The 18,301-nt window shown below is 31.9% G+C and carries 15 protein-coding genes and 1 pseudogene; all 16 read right to left on the bottom strand.

The annotated features are described in order from the left end of the window. Positions 1-32 precede the first annotated feature (32 nt). Positions 33-1,155, bottom strand: a pseudogene (gene wecB / locus BUR17_RS15445) (non-hydrolyzing UDP-N-acetylglucosamine 2-epimerase). Then, a complete protein-coding gene (locus BUR17_RS15440) occupies positions 1,140-2,147 on the bottom strand; it encodes a glycosyltransferase family 2 protein (protein WP_074231417.1) in 1,008 nt (335 codons plus the stop codon). The pseudogene wecB and the gene BUR17_RS15440 overlap by 16 nt, the downstream one beginning before the upstream one ends. A 170-nt stretch (positions 2,148-2,317) precedes the next feature. Beyond that, complete coding sequence (gene gmd, locus BUR17_RS15435; protein WP_074231415.1) at positions 2,318-3,391, bottom strand: GDP-mannose 4,6-dehydratase; 1,074 nt, start codon at positions 3,389-3,391, stop codon at positions 2,318-2,320. Between the two features lie 51 nt (positions 3,392-3,442). After that, the gene (locus tag BUR17_RS15430) at positions 3,443-4,396 is read right to left on the bottom strand and encodes a GDP-L-fucose synthase family protein (RefSeq protein WP_074231720.1); all 954 of its coding nucleotides are present in this window, start codon (positions 4,394-4,396) and stop codon (positions 3,443-3,445) included. Between the two features lie 113 nt (positions 4,397-4,509). Beyond that, complete coding sequence (locus tag BUR17_RS15425) at positions 4,510-5,142, bottom strand: acetyltransferase (RefSeq protein ID WP_074231413.1); 633 nt, start codon at positions 5,140-5,142, stop codon at positions 4,510-4,512. A 6-nt stretch (positions 5,143-5,148) separates the two neighbouring features. Then, entirely contained in the window at positions 5,149-6,231 is a 1,083-nt protein-coding gene (locus BUR17_RS15420) for a DegT/DnrJ/EryC1/StrS family aminotransferase (protein WP_074231411.1), read from the bottom strand. Next, a complete protein-coding gene (locus BUR17_RS15415; protein WP_074231409.1) occupies positions 6,228-7,664 on the bottom strand; it encodes a lipopolysaccharide biosynthesis protein in 1,437 nt (478 codons plus the stop codon). The genes BUR17_RS15420 and BUR17_RS15415 overlap by 4 nt, the downstream gene beginning before the upstream one ends. Before the next feature lie 424 nt (positions 7,665-8,088). Continuing rightward, a complete protein-coding gene (locus BUR17_RS15410; protein ID WP_074231407.1) occupies positions 8,089-9,237 on the bottom strand; it encodes an aminotransferase class I/II-fold pyridoxal phosphate-dependent enzyme in 1,149 nt (382 codons plus the stop codon). Positions 9,238-9,246: 9 nt separating this feature from the next. After that, positions 9,247-9,894 carry an acetyltransferase gene (locus BUR17_RS15405; protein ID WP_074231405.1) on the bottom strand — a complete coding sequence of 216 codons (648 nt, stop codon included), beginning with the start codon at positions 9,892-9,894 and terminating at the stop codon, positions 9,247-9,249. Between the two features lie 6 nt (positions 9,895-9,900). Beyond that, positions 9,901-10,506 carry a sugar transferase gene (locus BUR17_RS15400; protein WP_074231404.1) on the bottom strand — a complete coding sequence of 202 codons (606 nt, stop codon included), beginning with the start codon at positions 10,504-10,506 and terminating at the stop codon, positions 9,901-9,903. 25 nt (positions 10,507-10,531) lie between these two features. Next, on the bottom strand, positions 10,532-11,767 hold the full coding sequence (locus tag BUR17_RS15395) for a glycosyltransferase family 4 protein (protein WP_074231402.1): 1,236 nt from the start codon (positions 11,765-11,767) through the stop codon (positions 10,532-10,534). Further along, positions 11,764-13,632: a heparinase II/III domain-containing protein gene (locus BUR17_RS15390; protein ID WP_074231400.1), complete on the bottom strand. Its 1,869-nt coding sequence runs from the start codon at positions 13,630-13,632 to the stop codon at positions 11,764-11,766. Before BUR17_RS15390 ends, BUR17_RS15395 begins: the two co-directional genes overlap by 4 nt. A 3-nt stretch (positions 13,633-13,635) precedes the next feature. Further along, on the bottom strand, positions 13,636-15,753 hold the full coding sequence (locus BUR17_RS15385) for a bi-domain-containing oxidoreductase (RefSeq protein WP_074231398.1): 2,118 nt from the start codon (positions 15,751-15,753) through the stop codon (positions 13,636-13,638). A 17-nt stretch (positions 15,754-15,770) separates the two neighbouring features. After that, positions 15,771-16,544: an AglZ/HisF2 family acetamidino modification protein gene (locus tag BUR17_RS15380; RefSeq protein WP_074231396.1), complete on the bottom strand. Its 774-nt coding sequence runs from the start codon at positions 16,542-16,544 to the stop codon at positions 15,771-15,773. Then, positions 16,544-17,158, bottom strand: a complete 615-nt coding sequence (hisH, locus tag BUR17_RS15375) for an imidazole glycerol phosphate synthase subunit HisH (RefSeq protein WP_074231394.1) — start codon at positions 17,156-17,158, stop codon at positions 16,544-16,546. Before hisH ends, BUR17_RS15380 begins: the two co-directional genes overlap by 1 nt. Beyond that, complete coding sequence (locus tag BUR17_RS15370; protein ID WP_074231393.1) at positions 17,155-18,288, bottom strand: N-acetyl sugar amidotransferase; 1,134 nt, start codon at positions 18,286-18,288, stop codon at positions 17,155-17,157. Before BUR17_RS15370 ends, hisH begins: the two co-directional genes overlap by 4 nt. Positions 18,289-18,301: the final 13 nt, after the last annotated feature.

Raw genomic sequence — 18,301 nt, 5'->3', positions numbered from 1 at the left:
TTAAACAATTAGTTTATTGCTCATATAACTTATTACTTAACCTGTAATTTGTTGATAAATTCTACAATTTTTTTTGATGCATTTCCGTCGCCATAAGGATTGTGAAGCTTACTCATAGATTCGTAACGCTGGCTATCATGAAGTAAGCTATTAGTTTCTTTAATGATAATATCTTTATCGGTTCCTACTAAAATTACTGTTCCCGAAGCAACAGCCTCAGGTCTTTCTGTAGTATCTCTCATCACCAAAACAGGTTGTCCTAAACTTGGTGCCTCTTCCTGCACTCCACCAGAATCAGTAATAATAAGGTAAGACTGAGTCATCAGCCAAACAAACGCAGGATATGACAACGGGTCAATAAGATTGATATTTGATATATCTGACAAAATCTCATGCACTACTTTTTTAACATTCGGATTCAGATGTACGGGATATATGATTTGGACTTCGTCATTTGCATAGGCTATATCTTTTAATGCTTCACAGATATTGACGAAGCCTTTTCCGTGATTCTCACGACGATGTCCAGTAACTAAAATTATTTTTTGTCCTTTATTTATAATAGATTTCAAATAATCAATTTCATTATTTTTAAATTTTGTACTTTTTTGGCGCTTTCCATTAAAGCATCAATTACTGTATTACCGGTAATTATAATATTTTCAGCATTAATATTTTCAGCAATCAAATTGTCATATGATTGCTGAGTAGGTGCGAAATGATAATCTGCCAATCTTCCTGTAAGTTGTCTGTTCATTTCTTCCGGAAAAGGAGACCATTTATTGTTGGTACGCAAACCAGCTTCAATATGACAAATTTTGCTCCTGCATAAAATGCTGCTAAAGCCGCTATTGTAGAAGTAGAAGTGTCACCATGAACGTAAACATAATTAGGCTTAAAATCTTCGAGAATAGGTTTTAGCTCTGTTATTATATCTGCTGTTAAGCTGTATAAATTTTGATTGGCTTTCATTAAATCCAAATCATAATCCGGAATAATTTCAAAAAAATCTAAAACCTGATCCAACATTTCTCGATGTTGTGCAGTTACACATACTCTGGTTTCAAAACTGGAGTGTTTTTTTAACTCTTTAACTAAAGGAGCCATTTTAATAGCTTCTGGTCTGGTTCCAAAGATTATCAGATTTTGCATAATTGATTATAAAACATTAAAGTAATTCTAAATTTATATTCGAGAAAACCCTTAAATAAATTAGACTTTGAAGCATACTTTGCTAATAGAGTATTTTCACTATTTAGTTCTCTCGGAAATAGATAATATAAATCTAGTTTTTTACTTAATGCAGTGACATTTAAATGATTATAAATCAAGTTATTTTTATATTTTAAAAATTTCGAAAAACTATAATAATTATCAAAGATAATTGCATATTTCATGTCGCAAACACTGATATCAAATTGAAGGCTCTTCTTTTCATTTGTTGAGTTACTTACTCCCGACTCTGAAACTCGGTAAACCATTGTTGATGAGTTTAAGTAATGGAATTTTCCTTTGGTTGATAAAAATGTCCAAAGTGGAGTATCGGCCATCATCAATTTATCAGCATATACTTTGAAAAACTCACTATTGTAATATTCATTCAGAAAAGAAGCTTTAAAAACTACCGACGCTGTTCTAATTATATAATTAGCGTCCAATATATCTTTTGCAGGAAATAAATCGTTAATACATCTGTATTTTTTTCTATTAAGAAAATTAATATTTTTTACTAACATACCCGAATCCTGGTAATAAGCATCGCAATCTGTGTTGCTTAAAACATAAGAATCATTAGCTTCCAAAAATGAGATTTGTTTTGCTAACTTTTGATAGTCAGTCCAAAAATCATCTCCTTCACAAAATGAAATATATTTTCCAGTTGCTTGTTTCAATGCCCAAATAAAATTCGGTATTATTCCTATATTTTTTTCTTGTTTTGTATATTTTATCGTAATATTTGCCGGGATATTAATTCTAGTCAAATAATCCGTTATAATTTTATCTGTATCATCAGGCGAACAGTCATTAGATATTATGTATTCAATTTCGCCATTATACTCCTGCTTTACTATACCTTCTATTGTATCAATTATATACTTTTCATGTCCGTATGTAATAGTTATAACACTTACTCTTGGATTATTCATTTTAGAGTTTCATTTTTTTAAGACCCCTATTTTTAATGAGTTCCAATTTTGGGGTATATTGTTTATAATATTTTTAAAATTAAGGTTTCTCATTACTATTTTAAATTCTTGTATAGACTCATCGTAATAATACGAGAATATTTTCTTTTAAAATATATTCAGAATTAATCCTAACAGATTTCCAAATCACTTTCAATCATTTCCTTCACGAGTCGTGAAAGATCGTATTTTGGTTCCCAGCCTAATTGAGTTTTAGATTTTGTAGGATCACCAATCAAAAGATCTACTTCCGTAGGACGATAATATTCAGAATCTACAGAAACTACTGTTTTACCAATTTCTAACTGATATAAGGCATTATTACATGCTACTACTTTAGCCACTTCACTTTCATTTTCTCCTTCAAAAGCTAATTCTACTCCTATTTCGTTAAAAGCCATGCGAACGAAATCTCTTACTGAAGTAGTAATCCCTGTCGCAATTACAAAATCTTCAGGTTTATCCTGCTGCAAAATTCTCCACATTGCTTCAACATAATCTTTAGCATGTCCCCAGTCACGAAGAGCATTTAGATTTCCTAAATAAAGGCATTCCTGTTTTCCCTTCGCAATTGCCGCAGTAGCCATTGTAATTTTACGGGTAACAAAAGTTTCTCCTCTTCTCGGAGATTCATGATTGAATAAAATACCATTACAAGCAAACATTCCGTAAGCTTCACGATAATTTTTAGTTATCCAAAAAGCATAGATTTTTGCAGCACCATAAGGGGAACGAGGATAAAATGGAGAGTCTTCATCATAAAAACCTGCTGCATTTTTATTTTCTGGCAAACCACCATATAATTCGGAGGTAGAAGCCTGGTAAATTCTAGTTTTATTTTCTAAGCCAAGAATACGAACAGCTTCAAGAATTCTTAAAGTTCCGATTCCATCAACATTAGCAACATATTCAGGAGAATCAAACGATACTTTTACATGAGACATTGCTCCCAAATTATAGATTTCATCAGGTTGAACTTCCTGAATAATTCTTATAATATTCATAGAATCTGTTAAATCACCATAATGCAATGTAAAATTTACATTTTGCTCATGCTGATCTTGATATAAGTGATCAATTCTCTGAGTATTGAAGGAAGATGCTCTTCTTTTAATACCATGAACTCTATATCCTTTTTCTAATAAAAGCTCTGCTAAATATGAACCGTCTTGTCCGGTAACTCCCGTGATTAATGCTGTTTTCATCTTTGTGATGTATTCTTTTTATAAATGATAATTGTCTAATTAAAAAGTAGATTAAGACATTTTAACTTCTTTAAAATTATTGATATTTTCTAAAAACCATTGATAAGTTTTGCTGATTCCGTCTTCTAAACTTACTTGATGTTTCCAGCCAAGATTATGCATTTTTGAAACATCCATCAATTTTCTTGGTGTTCCATCAGGTTTTGATGAATCCCAAACGATTTCACCAGCATGACCAATTGTTTTTTGTATCAATTCTGCCAATTCTTTTATGGTCAAGTCAACACCAGTTCCTACATTATATAAATGCTCAGGAAGTTTATTTTCTAAAGCAAATATTACAGAAGCTGCCATATCATCCACAAAAAGAAATTCTCTCATAGGAGTTCCTGATCCCCATAAAGTTACAGGTGCATGATTATTTTCTTTCGCTTCATGAAACTTTCTAATCATCGCAGGAAGTACGTGAGAAGTATTTAAATCAAAATTATCGTGAGTACCATATAAATTTGTAGGCATCATAGACACATAATCTTTACCAAACTGTTTTCTGATGGCTTCGCAGGTTTTAATTCCTGTAATTTTAGCTACGGCATACCATTCGTTGGTTGGTTCCAAAGAGTCTGTCAAAAGATATTCTTCTTTTAATGGTTGTGGCGCTAATTTAGGATAGATGCAAGACGAACCAAGAAAAATAAATTTTTCAACATCATTTTTCAATGCTGCATCAATCAAGTTATTTTGAATCTGCATATTTTCCATTAAAAACTGATAAGGAAATGTATTGTTAGCTAAAATACCTCCAACCCTAGCTGCCGCATCAATTACAACATCAGGTTTTTTAGTCACAAAAAAATCTGCGACGGCTTTCTGATCTTTAAGATCTAATTCACCACTGGTTAAACCAATCAAATTAGTATACCCTTGTTCCGATAACTGTCTCCAGATTGCAGATCCTACCATACCTCGGTGACCTGCTATATATATTTTTGATTCTTTAGAAATCATATATATTTTTTATTTAATTTAATTTATTTTTATTCAATTATAACAACAGATTTGTTTAATCGCTTTCTTTTAAGTTATTATTATAAAATAACTGTTCATGTCAAAAATCCTTAACTTTGCTTGATAATTTTTGCAGGAATGCCAACAGCAGTACAATTATCCGGAATATCTTTTGTAACAACGCTACCTGCACCTATTATAACATTTTTCCCGATACTTACTTTAGGTAATACTACAGCATTTGTTCCTATAAATGTTTTTTCTCCAATTGTACAATTTCCCGAAATAGATACATTCGGACAAACTTCAACAAAATCACCAATAACTACATCATGACCTATCGACGCCATCTGATTTATGATTACGCCTTTCCCAATTGTTACATTATTGGTTATCACTACTTTTTGCATAATATTACAACCAATTCCTATACTGTTTGCATAGTGTCCGATAACCGATGATTCTGCAATTAAAGAAACAAATACACCACCAACATTCAAAAATTTGTTGTATAACATTTCTCTTAAGTGTGGACCACCAATACCTATATTAAAACGGTTATCTGTATTTTCAATATAGTTTTGTGCTTCTTCCATTGACTTGATAATGGGAAATGTATCATACAAAAGTCCCAATACATCATTATTAACGTCATCGTAAAATACCAAACCATCCAGTTGCTTAGTTTGATGACAAACTTCTAAAACCTCTTTAGCAAATCCTTTTGCACCAATTATCAGCATATTATTTTAATTATTTTGTATTCTTAACATTATTCTAGAAATCATTCCTACTTCTTCAAAAGCCAAATCATAATAGAAAGGAAGACATAAAACTCTTTTTGATATATCTTCGGTAACAGCCAACTCTAACTTCGGTAAATAAGGAAGCGCAGAAGCTAAACTTGGATAAAAATATCTTCTCGTAAAGATTTCATGTTTATCCAAATCTGTCTTCAACTTCAAAAGTAATTCTTCGCTTTCAAGTATTATTGGATAATAAGCATAATTTTCATTTGAGCTATCACTCCAAATTGGTTTTACTGCTTTTAAGTTTTTCAATTTTTCGTCATATAGCTGTGATAATGCTTTTCTCTTTTTATGAATTTCATTAATATATTTTAAATTCACAATTCCCATTGCCGCATGAAATTCTGAATTTTTCCCATTAATACCTAAATCTGAAAAACTGTCGAATCCGGAAATCCCGAAATTTCTGATGGATGCTAATTTCTTAAGTAATGCTGCATCTGAACAGATTATTAATCCACCTTCTACCGAATGGTATAATTTAGTAGCATGTAATGAACATGTAGAGATGTCACCATATTCAAAAATAGACTTTCCATTTACCTCTACACCAAATGCATGCGCAGCATCGTAGATGACTTTCAGATTATGTTTTTTTGCAATTTTTTCGATAGCAATAACATCACACGGATTTCCATAAACATGTGTTGCCAATATCGCAGAAGTTTCTTTGGTAATTGCTGCTTCTATCTTTGAAGCATCAATATTGAGAGATTCTGAATTGATGTCTACAAACACAGGTTTACATCCTTCCCAAACTATAGAACTCGTGGTTGCAATAAATGAAAAAGGCGTCGTAATAATTTCACCTGTTATTTCTAAAGCTTTTATTGCCATCTGCAGAGCGATAGTACCATTGGTAACAAATAGTAAATGATTAACCTTTAGATGATCTTTTAGCTCAATTTCTAATTGACTGGCAAGAGGCCCCATATTGGTAAGCCAATTTCTAGACCAAATATCTTCTACATATTTCTGATACTCTTCCTTTGGAGGAAGAAAAGGTTTTACTACAGGAATCATCTTTTTATTACTATTTTTTTAATTTCATGAAAACTGGAAAGTTTAAAAATTACAGAGGCTGAAATATAAAAAAATCCCCCCATAAAAGTTCCAAAAACAAGCTTCCAAAAATTAGATAATGATATGAATAAATATTTATCAGCAAAGTATAATAATATTGCCATTATAAATGAGAGTAAAAATAACGGAAAAATATCTTTAAGCTGTTGAAATACATTGTAATTCAAAAATTTTCCGGCATAATGAGTATTGATAAAAAGGCATATAACTGATAAAATCACCTGTCCCCATAACAACCCATAAAAGCCAAAATAAAAAGATATAATCAGCACAATGACAGTAATTATTTTTTTGACCACTTCCAAATATAAAAATAAATTCGATTTCCCTTTCACTTGTAAAATCAGCAAATTATAAATATGCAAAGGGTATAATATTCCTGACAAGCACAAAATCTGAAACATCGGAACTATCGCAAGCCATTTTTCTGTCAGTAAAAATATAATCAGAGATTTTGCCAGTACCATCATAAGCGTCAATACCGGAGTTACTAAAAAAATCACTGATAACATAATTCTTTTATAAGCTGATTTTAATCGTTCATCATCATTCTGCATCTGTGAAAATGTAGGAAATGCTACTTTATTTAACGTTGTAGAAATATTAGTAACCGGCAGCATCATTAAAGTATTTGCTCTAGTATAATATCCTAAGAGCGTTGCATTGTACATTTTACCGATAACAATCTGATACAGATTTGTAAAAATAATATCCAGTACCGATGACAGCATTAATTTGTTACCATATCCAAAATGAAGCTTAAATTTTTCTCTGCTGAATCTTAATTTTGGTTTCCAACCGCTAAAAAACCAAAGTGAAACTGTAGAAACTAATGAACTCGCCAGAAAGGAATATACCAAACTCCAAACTCCATAATCTTGAAAAGCCATTAAAATTGCAATAATACTGTATACAATCAATGATGGCAAAGCAATCATTGCAATTTTTTTAAATTTCATTTCTTTGATCAACAATGTATTATGTACAGCAGATAAAGAATTGATGATGAATGAGATGCTGTATATTCTAATTAAATTATTTAGAACAGGCTGATCATAAAAATCAGCAATAAACGGAGCTGTAATAAAAATAATCACATAAATTATACAACTCACTAAAACATTAAAAATAAAAACAGTAGAATAATCATCATCATTGAGAGATGTAGACCTAATTAAGGAATTGGTTAAGCCTCCTTCAAATAGTGCAGTTCCAAGACCAATAAAAATAGTAATCATTCCTATAAGTCCAAAATCTGAAGGAGCTATAAGTCTCGCTAAAATAATTGACACCCCAAACTGTACAATCTGAGTTCCAAACTGTTGGCCATACGTCCAAACTGCACCAGTAATAACTTGATTTCTCAATGTCATACTAAATCAATTCTATTTTAAATTGATTTATAGTTTTCACACTGACCATAAATATTCTTTTCATTATATGAATTTTGACTTAGAAAATAAATTGCTTTATAAAATTCTGACATCAATACTTAATTACGCTAAATAATCTAAATTCTATTATTGTGTAAATATACGAGTAATTATATTTTAAGGAAACCTTTTATACTTTCATATTAATCTATTCAAGAGGCTGGATTTTTTTTATGTAATAGATAATTAAAATATAAAAAATCCAGCCTTGTTTTAATCTAATTTTAATATAAAATTAATTTATTGCCTTTTTTAAATCAGCTATATTTTAGTTAAGCGGAAAGATATTTCGGAAATATAAGAATGAAAAAATATTAAATAAAAAATCCTGAGAGTTTAGTCAACTTTCAGGATTTGTTTTTTATCATTGAGAAGTTTTATCATGAAAAAAATTTATAATTACCTCTTTAATTCGTAGTCTATCTTTATCAGAAAGATTAGATCCTGATGGTAAACATAGACCATTATCAAATAGTTTCTCAGCTACATTTGTCCCATAGTAAGGTGCATCTGCAAAAACAGGCTGTAAATGCATTGGTTTCCAAAGAGGTCTTGATTCTATATTGTCTTCAAGAAAAGCTAATCTTAAATCTTCAAGATTTTTTCCAGCTATCTTTTCATCAATTACAATTGCCGATAACCAATGATTAGAGTAATAATCCTCATTAGGTTCAGAAAAAACCTCTACTCCATTAATATCTTTAAAAACATCAACATAGAAATCGTGCATTTTTCTGCGTGCTTCTACCCTGTCGTTTAAAACTTCCATTTGTCCACGACCAATACCCGCTACAATATTGCTCATACGATAATTGTATCCAATGTGCGAATGTTGATAATGAGGAGCATTATCTCTCGCTTGTGTTGACAAAAACACGGCTTTATCTTTATCTTCCTGAGAATGGCAAACTAAAGCACCACCTCCAGAAGTTGTTATAATCTTGTTTCCGTTAAAAGACAAAATACCAAAGCGTCCGAATGTTCCGCAAGCTTTTCCTTTGTAAGTTGAGCCTAAAGCTTCTGCAGCATCTTCAATCACAGGAATTTCATATTTTTCAGCAATTGTAGCGATTTCATTCATTTTTGCAGGCATTCCATACAAATGAACGACAACGATTGCTTTTGGCTTTTTACCTTTTGAAATCCTGTCTTGAATTGCTTTTTCTAAAGCAATGGGACACATATTCCAGGTATCTTTCTCTGAGTCGATGAAAATAGGAGTTGCACCACAATAAGCAATTGGATTTGCAGAAGCTGAAAACGTCATTGACTGACAAATTACTTCATCTCTATATTCAACACCGCACTCAATCAATGCTAAATGGAGAGCTGCTGTTCCTGCTGAAAGTACTGCTACTTTTACATTCGCATCTAAAAATGTTTCTATGTCTTTTTCAAAACCATCAACATTAGGACCTAAAGGCGCTACCCAATTGGCATCAAATGCTTCATTGATATATTTTTGTTCGTTACCTCCCATGTGTGGGGATGATAGCCAGATTTTATCTTGCATAATTTAATTTTATTCGTGAAATTTAATGGGTTTTGCAGGTATTCCAACTGCTGTACAATTAGCTGGTAAACTTTTGGACACTACTGCTCCTGCTCCCACAATTGTATTTTCTCCAATCTCTAGAAGATTAATAATTTTCGCTCCTGTTCCAACGTACACTCCTTGTTCAATTTTCACTTCACCTGAGATATTAACAGATGGCATGAAAGCACAGTAATCCTCAATAATAGTATCATGTCCTACTGTACACATCAAATTTAAAATAACAAAATCTTTTATTTCAATGTTACAAGTTATGATTGTTCCCTCACAGATGATACATCCATTTCCTATTTTTACAAAATCATTAGAAATAGAAGCTTTTGGATGAATAATTGTTGGGTAAGAAATTTTTTCATTCTTAATTTGAGTTATAATTTTTTTCTTAATCTTTGGGTCTCCGATTGAAATCACCAACATAAGATTATCCAAAAATTCATTAATTTCATTTATTCCTCCTAAAATGGGATGACCATTTGCCAAACTTCCTTTTTCCAATCCATCATCATAAAAACCTATAAATTCATAGGTATTTGGGCAATTATTATTAATTGCATCAATAATTGTTTTAACTTCTCGACCAAATCCCCCTGCTCCAAAAATTGCTATTTTTTTCATATTATTTTAATTTTCACCGTTAAACGCTTCCATCGTCACTTGTCCATCTTGTGAAATTCCCTCACTTTTAAATACTTTTTTAAAAGTAGTCAAAAACACTTTTAAATCGGTACTTAATGAAACGTTATCCACATACCAAACATCAAGTTCAAATTTTTTAGTCCAAGATATGGCATTTCTTCCATTAACCTGTGCCCATCCTGTAATTCCTGGTCTAACTTTATGACGCTTCTTTTGAATTTCGTTATATAAAGGCAGGTATTGAGGCAATAAAGGACGTGGACCAATTAGGGACATATCCCCTTTTAAAACATTAATTAACTGTGGAATTTCATCCAAAGAAGTTTTACGGACAAACATTCCAATTTTTGTTAATCTTTTTGCATCAGACAACAAATTTCCCGATGAATCTTTTTTATCATTCATCGTTTTAAATTTAATAATTTTAAAAATCTTTTCATTTAATCCTGGACGAGCCTGAAAGAAAAACGGTTTTCCATTGTTTGCAAAATATAAACCTATAGTAATAATAACGAAAATTGGACTCAAAATTATTAGCCCCAACAATGCTATTGAGAAATCGAATAATCTTTTAATAAAATTTTTATACATCATCTTATTATTAAATATAACATGATTAACGTAAAATTTGCTTGATAGATTCCAGATATTTATCTGCCAAAACTTCTCTATCAAAATTTTGTTTTGCATATTCGTATCCATTTTCACCCTCCTGTTTCAGTCTGATTTCATCACTAAGGTATTCACGAATTGCTTTGTTGTATTCATCTGCATTTTCCGGCTCTACATAAACTCCTGCTTTTGCGTCTTCAACTAATTCTCTTGACACTCCGTCTATCGCCATCAGAATAGGTTTTTTACACGAAAAATAGTCAAAAGATTTGTTAGAATAAACCGTTTTGAAAGTATCCACTTTTTTTAATACAGAGGCTCCCATTTCCGATGCTAAAATATATTTAAAAACTTCTTTTTTAGGAACTGGATCTAAAAAACGAACATTTGTATTTTTCATTTTTTTTGACTTTTCAATCAAACGTTCTTTTTCCATTCCCTGACCAATTAAAAGAAATAAAACATTTGTATCCTCAAGTTTTTTCCCTGAATCTAAAATTTGATCTAAATGATTGGCAACACCATGTGCCCCAACATAAGTAATTACAAAATGATTTTCAAGATCATGTTCTTTTCTGAAATCTTCTCGGTTAAATGTTGCAAGTATCTCTTCTGAAAGAGAGAAATCTGCAGCATTAGGAATCATAATCAATTTATTTTTGTTTACCCCTTTTTTTTCATTTAAGGTTTTATAGAAAGCTGGAGTAAGAACATTTATAAGTCTTGCTTTTTTATAAATAAAGTTTTCAAACCAGTAAGCTAATTTAATGACCAATTTATTAGTAAGCACTCCTGTATCAATAGCAGATTCCGGCCATAAGTCTCTGATTTCAAATATCATCGGGATTCTTTTCAATCTTGAAATAAGATACCCAGAACCACCTACAAATAATGGAGGCGAGGTAACAATAACTGCATCATATTTTCCTTTTATATGAAAAATACCTGCCCAAAATGATGAGAACATAAATGAAAAATACCCCCATAAACGACCTATGAAACCCTTATTGTATGCTTCTGACACATGAGTTCTGTGAACGGTCACATTTCCCTGTTTCTTTTTTACAAAATATTTTCCTTTATATTCCGCTCTTTTTTCAGTTCCTGTATAATGCATCATTCCTGCTATTACAGTCACTTCATGCCCTTGAGAAGTCCAAGTCTTTGTAATTTCATTCCATCTGGATCCTCCCGAATCATCTTCTTCTAAAAAATACTGATGTAATAGTAAAATTCTCATGATAGATTATAAGTAATTATTGTACTGATATTTTTATTAAATTTAAAATAAACAGATTTCTCATTCGTATAGTTTCCGTAATAGTCTGAATTAAATGAATCGAATTTATGTCTTTCTTTATCAGATTCAATATTAAGTTTGTTATCGTTTGGATGCCAAATCTGTTTCATTGAAAAATCATCTAAATTTTGAAGATTATCTTCAACAATCCACTGAGGATTTATTTTAGAAACTCTTATGGTACGATCTTGAAATGCACTTTTATTTAAAAATTCAAAAGCTTTAATTCTTCCGGTAAATAAATACTCAGTTTCTGTTTCTCTCCACTCAGCATTAAGTTTCTGTGACCAAAAATACCATATAAAACGTCCACCTTTCAACATTTGTGATTCATCATTTACCATCACCACATTGTGGGAAAGAGAGCCCATGAAATATTTTAGCTTTTCAGCATCTGTATTATATTTATAGGTACCGGAATCACGTAATATATTGTGTTCCTTATACCATATATCTAAATGTAAATTATCCGCCTGTGCAGGGCGATCTTTATGGTTTCCACATCTGATAAAAGTAAAGAAATCATCATTTCTGCATAAATAATATCCTCCATCCTCAAATGAAAGCGTTCCTTTCAATTTGGTAATTGGCTTAAATTTTTTTTGAGCAAATGTTTTCCCATTCCAACATAAATCTTCTTCAATTTCTTTATTTTCGAAAATACTTTTTCCGGTTAAAATATAGTGTAGTGTATTGAGTTGAGGTCTATAATCTCTATAATCAGCATCAGCTAAAGGGAAAAATAATGCCCCATCGTTTGAACCATAATTGGGAAGTTTTCCGTTTTCGTCCTGCATGCATTGATAAAGAAAATTCAGTGATTTATATGCTTTATCATAAACAACATCAGAAAACTTAAAATTATTCTTGTGTGTCAAACTTATTCCGAAAGATAACAACTGAATAACTACGCGATGATAGTTCATAGAAAACTGCAAAAATGTACCATCATTGTAGATTTGATAATTGATTTCTTCTTCAAACCATTTCAACCCTTTTTCGGACCATTTTTTTGCTTCAGGAATAAATGGAAATAAAATATTTGATAAACTCAGAAATAATGTTTCTGTAATCGCATGATTATTACGCACCGCTATCCTTGAAAAATCAATATGATGATAAACATGATGAAGAGAGGCATACATAACATTCTGTATTTTTTGCCAACGTTCTTCTGTCAATGCCGCTGAATTCTGATAATAATAAAGAGCAAAACACCAATTGAATATACGCAAAGAAATTTCCTGACTACATCTCCAGTTCGGTCCCTGATTAATTGGGTTAGCAATTATCCATGAATCGATTTCCGAAAAAATAAATTCTGATAAATCTTGATCGAAATGATAGTCATAACGAATTAAAGTCAATAAATAAGAAAATCTTGACTTTTCCCACACAAATTTTATATCACCTGCTTCTTCGGACAAATCGGGAATTTCCGACCAATGCTTTTTGCTATCATATTGATAACCATTTGAGGGATTCGTAATCCAATTATAATCTTTTCCGAGAGATAACCAATTCGCATTAAAAAACAATAATTCTCCCGAAATAATTTTTTCAGCCTTTTCTTTTAATTGTTGAGAATTTATTTTTTGTATTTGTAATTTTTCTTTGGCATCAATTAAAAATTCTTTCTTAGATGCTTTCCAATCTGCTAAAGAAATTGGTTGAGAAAGAGAAAGGTTATATGGGTGTTTTTTCTTGAGTTGTCCCGTCTTTTTTTCAAACTCATGACGAACACGGTATGCTACATACCGTGTTCCCATGTTTTTATATAATTGTATGGCTAATTTAAGATTCATACATTAGTCTATATCTATCCAGCTTTTGCTTTTTAAACTCTCAACTGCAGCAAAAGATGCTTTTGTCGTATTGATAATTTCGTCCAACGGGATCAAAGGACTCCCTCCTTCCTTAATTTTTTTAATTAGCGTATGGAATTGGTTTTTGTGCCCTTTATCTAAGCTTGTTTTCAGTTTAGAAAAACCTTTTAGCCCAAATCCTTCTGTTTTTCTGAAGTTATCCATTATAAATGTTCTCTCCTGAGAAAAAACTTCCAGTCTTTCTTTAGAATATGCTTTTGAGCCATTTGCAAAATAATTGATTACTCCTGTAGAACCATTTTCGTATTTTAAAAGAATTGAAGCATTGTCTGTATTTTCTTCTGGGTTTATTCCCATAGAATTCATGCATACAGATTTTACTTTGCTTCCTGTAAGATAAGTAATTAAATCAATGTAATGACAAGCCTCACCAATGATTCGTCCACCACCAACTTTCATATCATGTACCCAAACATTAGGAGGAATAAATCCTGCATTCATTGTAGCAATAACATTCATTGGAGCATTCCCTACCAATTGTTTGATTTTAATTGTATGAGGAGAGAATCTACGATTAAAACCTACAGTAATATTTTTACCAGTTTTCTGCTGAATTTCTATTATTTCATTTAATTCAGTTAGGTTTAATGCTAAAGGCTTTTCAACAAATACATTTTTACCTGCAGCCAATGTTTCTTTTACCATTGGAGCATGAAGATCATGACGAGTCGTAATTAAAACAAGATCTACTTCAGCATCACTTAAAATTTGTTTATAGTCGGTTGTAGAATTGGCTATATTATATTTTTGAGCAACTGCTGTTCCGGTTACCCCTCCGTTACTTGCAATATATTTATAGTTAGCACCGCTATCCTTCAAAGCAGGCATCATCGTCATTTTTGTAAAATTACCAGAACCTATAATTCCTATTACTCCTTTTGAGCCTAAAAAATTGGTATCTTTTAATTTTATATTGCGACTTGGATTTAGCTGAGTTTTTTCATCATATTTTAATATGGATGCAATAGAATGACTGCTTCCGATCTCACCATAAATTTTAAGATAATTATTTAGTTCAACAACCTCCGTTATCATTTCTTCAACAAAAATACGTTTGGTACTGATTGCCTGAAGTATGGTTTCAAAATTTCTTTTTTCAGTCCAGCGAACAAAAGGTAAAGGATAATCTACTCCTTTTTGCTCGTAATTTTCATCATATCGACCCGGACCATATGAACAGGAAACCTGAAAAGTCAGTTCTTTTTCATAAAACTCTGCTCTGCTGATATCTAACCCTATTACACCTACTAAAATGATTCGACCTCTTTTTCTGCTCATACGTGCAGATTGAGAGATAATATCATTATTTTTTGCAGAAGCAGTGATTACTACTCCATCTGCTCCAATTCCATCAGTAAGATCTTCAACAAATTTTACGACATCTCCTTTTAGTGGATTAAATGGAATGATTCCCCATTTTTTAGCCATTTCCAGTTTAGATTCGTCAATATCAGAACCAATTACTCTACATCCGTTTGCAACAAGTAACTGTGCTGTAAGCAATCCTATTAATCCTAAGCCGACAACTACAACCGTTTCTCCTAAAGTAGGGTTTAATAAACGGATTCCCTGAAGACCAATAGAGCCTATAACGGTGAAAGTAGCTTCTTCATCTGAAACATTATCTGGTATATGAGCAACCAAATTCTTCGGTACACAAACAAATTCTGCATGTTGACCATTTGATACTACACGATCGCCAATTTTAAAATCGTTAACTCCTTCACCCACTGCAATTACTTTTCCGACATTACAATATCCTAAAGGAAGTGGTTCTCCCAGTTTATTAAATACAGTTTCAACAGTCGGCATTAACCCGTCTGTTTTTATTTTATCTAAAACCTGTTTTACTTTATCTGGTTGTTGACGTGCTTTGGAAATTAAATTTGATTTCCCAAACTCAACCAACATACGCTCAGTTCCTAATGATACAAGTGAGCGGGTTGTCTGAATTAATACACATCCTCGCTTTATTTGAGGTGCGGGTACATCTTCTAATATAGTATCTCCTGTTTTGAAGGATTGAATTATTTGTTTCATTTATTTTTTAACGTGTTTTAATTTTTCAATTGATATAAATTCCATCTTTCATCTATAGAAGGATAACTAATGAGCACAGCCCTATACTTTCCTTTAAATACAAAAAGACTTCCTGCAGAAACCCCAATAGTTTGATATCTTTCAATTGCAATACGTATATCATCAATAGAGCCGGCTCCTCCTAAAATGGTCATTGGCATTTCAGTTTCTTTTCTTATCAAATCAAAAAGTTTAAAATCATATCCGCCCATTTTTCCATCTTCATCTACAGAGTTGATTACAAGCTCACCAATTCCAATTTCATTAAGATCCTTAAGAAAGCGCTCAAGCTTTACATCCGCAGTTTTTTTCCCATTGTGCGTTACGATCTCATAACCTCCAAAGAATTTTTTCTTTTTAATATCTATTACCACAACAACACTTTGAATTCCTACTGCATCAGCAATATCTTTCAGTAGATTTATATTTTGTAACGCTGCAGTACTTATGGCTACTTTTTCAGCACCCAAACTAATAATTTTCTTAGCATGAGCTACCGTTTTAACTCCTCCACCATAACAAAAGGGCATTCGACATTCTACTGCAATGTTTTTAATCATCTCAAAATCTGGCTCTCTTCCTTCAACTGTAGCATCAATATCGATAACCATCAGTTCATCAACCTCTTTTTCGTTAAATATTTTAACAGCATTTATTGGATCACCTACATATTTGGGATCTTTAAAATTCACTGTTTTAACAAGCCCTCTTTTATGAACTAAAAGGCATGGGATAATTCTTGATCGTAACATTATAGTAATGCAAAATTATGGAGTAAATTGACTCCGTTATGATGACTTTTTTCTGGGTGAAATTGTATTCCGAATACATTTTCTCTAGTTACCGATGAAGCAAACGATTTCCCATAGATGGAAGTTGTAAGAATGTCTGATTCATCCGCACATTCAAAATAGTAAGAATGGAGAAAATAAAAACCTAATTTCGGATCAATATTCTGAAGAATTTTATGGTCTTTCTCAATATTGATGGAATTCCATCCTAAATGTGGTAGTTTTGGTTTATGGGTAATGGTAGAAGAGTCAATTTTCCTAACTTTTCCTTTTATATATCCTAACCCCTTCAAAGATCCTTCCTCGCTACTTTCTGCAAGAATCTGCATTCCGACACAAATGCCAATAATAGGAACCTTATTTATCAGAACTTCTTTATCTAAGACTTCTCTGAATCCAATTGTATCAAGCATTGAAATAGTCTCATCAAATGAACCTACTCCAGGAAGAAATATCTTCTGAGCATTTATAACCTGTGCAGGATCCTTTGCAATTGTATAAGCAACTCTAAGCTTTTCATAAATATTTGCTATCGCATTGATATTTCCTGAACCGTAATCTATAATTGTTATCATCTTTTAATTGATCTTTCTATCCCCAGAAACTTTAAAACTTTTGCGCCAAAATTAAACAAAGATTCCTGATTTTTGTAGTCCCAATAAAATTTCTTCGGCATCTCAAAGTACTTCCTAAGTTCATCAGAGCTTATACCAAGTTTTGTTGCAATGTAATTAAACTCTTCCTGAATAGTCTCAGGGTTATAGGCTGGCTTCTTTAATTTTTCAAGAGCATCTTCTCTTGTCATTTGTCCGGTAAGAATTAAACTTGAGTATTGAACTCTACGAGTATCGAAACCAAATCTCTCCGGCATCCAATATCCTTCATAGAATTTTGTAAAACGAGACTCGAAATGTTTTTGAGGATAGGGTTTCCAGCCATATTCATCAGCCAGAATCCGCAAAGCATCTTCTTTTATATATGGCATGTTGTTAAGAGGTTTTACTACCTGAATATTACGAATATAACGCAAGTAGAATTTATGTCTGAAAATTGGACTAAAAGGATAGGTCTCCATTTTAATAGTCCCAAATTTTTTAATAATATCTTTCAATTGTGCCATATCAGTACCATAATATAGCCACTCCATAGGGTTTCTCACACATTCTGTAGAGATATTTCCTCCATTAAGAATATACTTGATATTGTATTTATCCGCAAAATTATAAAGTGTTGCTATAAAAGCATGATCTTGTGGGATATCTAGATGTGGTACACCCGATTTGAAAAATGCGAGCTGGAAGTCTTTCATTTCTTCCCAATTGATAACCTCTGTGTAAAGGTCAAGCCCTAATTTGTCCACCATCACCTGAATATTGTGTACTGCCAGCTCAGAGTTCCACCCTCCATCAACGTGAAATATGAGTGGACGTAATCCAAATTCTTTTACAGCTAAATGTAGCATATAAGAACTATCAACCCCACCACTCATTCCAAGGATACAATCAAATTCTTTTCCTTCTCCCTCTTTTTTTATTTTTGCAATCGTTCCTTCTAATTGCTTCCTTCCAATTTCATCTGTATGCCAATTGGGTTTTACATTTTTATAGAAGTCAGTAACGTGATCACTGACTCCGTTCTCATCAAACGTAATACGTGAATCTGAAGTGTCCATCACACTTACTGAACATATTTGATATGGTTTCATTTTATATATTATT

The sequence above is a fragment of the Chryseobacterium scophthalmum genome (genome assembly GCF_900143185.1).
GTDB classification, from domain to species: Bacteria; Bacteroidota; Bacteroidia; order Flavobacteriales; family Weeksellaceae; genus Chryseobacterium; species Chryseobacterium scophthalmum.
Note: the sequence above shows the minus strand (reverse complement) of the source record. Positions and strands in the feature narration are given on the sequence as shown.

Bases quoted from the DNA above. Each gene is read 5' to 3' on its own strand.
- BUR17_RS15405 (WP_074231405.1), bottom strand. From the start codon at position 9,894: ATGAAAAAAATAGCAATTTTTGGAGCAGGGGGATTTGGTCGAGAAGTT.
- BUR17_RS15420 (WP_074231411.1), bottom strand. From the start codon at position 6,231: ATGATTCCTGTAGTAAAACCTTTTCTTCCTCCAAAGGAAGAGTATCAG.
- gmd (WP_074231415.1), bottom strand. From the start codon at position 3,391: ATGAAAACAGCATTAATCACGGGAGTTACCGGACAAGACGGTTCATAT.
- BUR17_RS15385 (WP_074231398.1), bottom strand. From the start codon at position 15,753: ATGAAACAAATAATTCAATCCTTCAAAACAGGAGATACTATATTAGAA.
- BUR17_RS15390 (WP_074231400.1), bottom strand. From the start codon at position 13,632: ATGAATCTTAAATTAGCCATACAATTATATAAAAACATGGGAACACGG.
- BUR17_RS15400 (WP_074231404.1), bottom strand. From the start codon at position 10,506: ATGTATAAAAATTTTATTAAAAGATTATTCGATTTCTCAATAGCATTG.
- BUR17_RS15395 (WP_074231402.1), bottom strand. From the start codon at position 11,767: ATGAGAATTTTACTATTACATCAGTATTTTTTAGAAGAAGATGATTCG.
- BUR17_RS15425 (WP_074231413.1), bottom strand. From the start codon at position 5,142: ATGCTGATAATTGGTGCAAAAGGATTTGCTAAAGAGGTTTTAGAAGTT.
- BUR17_RS15440 (WP_074231417.1), bottom strand. From the start codon at position 2,147: ATGAATAATCCAAGAGTAAGTGTTATAACTATTACATACGGACATGAA.
- BUR17_RS15370 (WP_074231393.1), bottom strand. From the start codon at position 18,288: ATGAAACCATATCAAATATGTTCAGTAAGTGTGATGGACACTTCAGAT.
- BUR17_RS15380 (WP_074231396.1), bottom strand. From the start codon at position 16,544: ATGTTACGATCAAGAATTATCCCATGCCTTTTAGTTCATAAAAGAGGG.
- hisH (WP_074231394.1), bottom strand. From the start codon at position 17,158: ATGATAACAATTATAGATTACGGTTCAGGAAATATCAATGCGATAGCA.
- BUR17_RS15410 (WP_074231407.1), bottom strand. From the start codon at position 9,237: ATGCAAGATAAAATCTGGCTATCATCCCCACACATGGGAGGTAACGAA.
- BUR17_RS15415 (WP_074231409.1), bottom strand. From the start codon at position 7,664: ATGACATTGAGAAATCAAGTTATTACTGGTGCAGTTTGGACGTATGGC.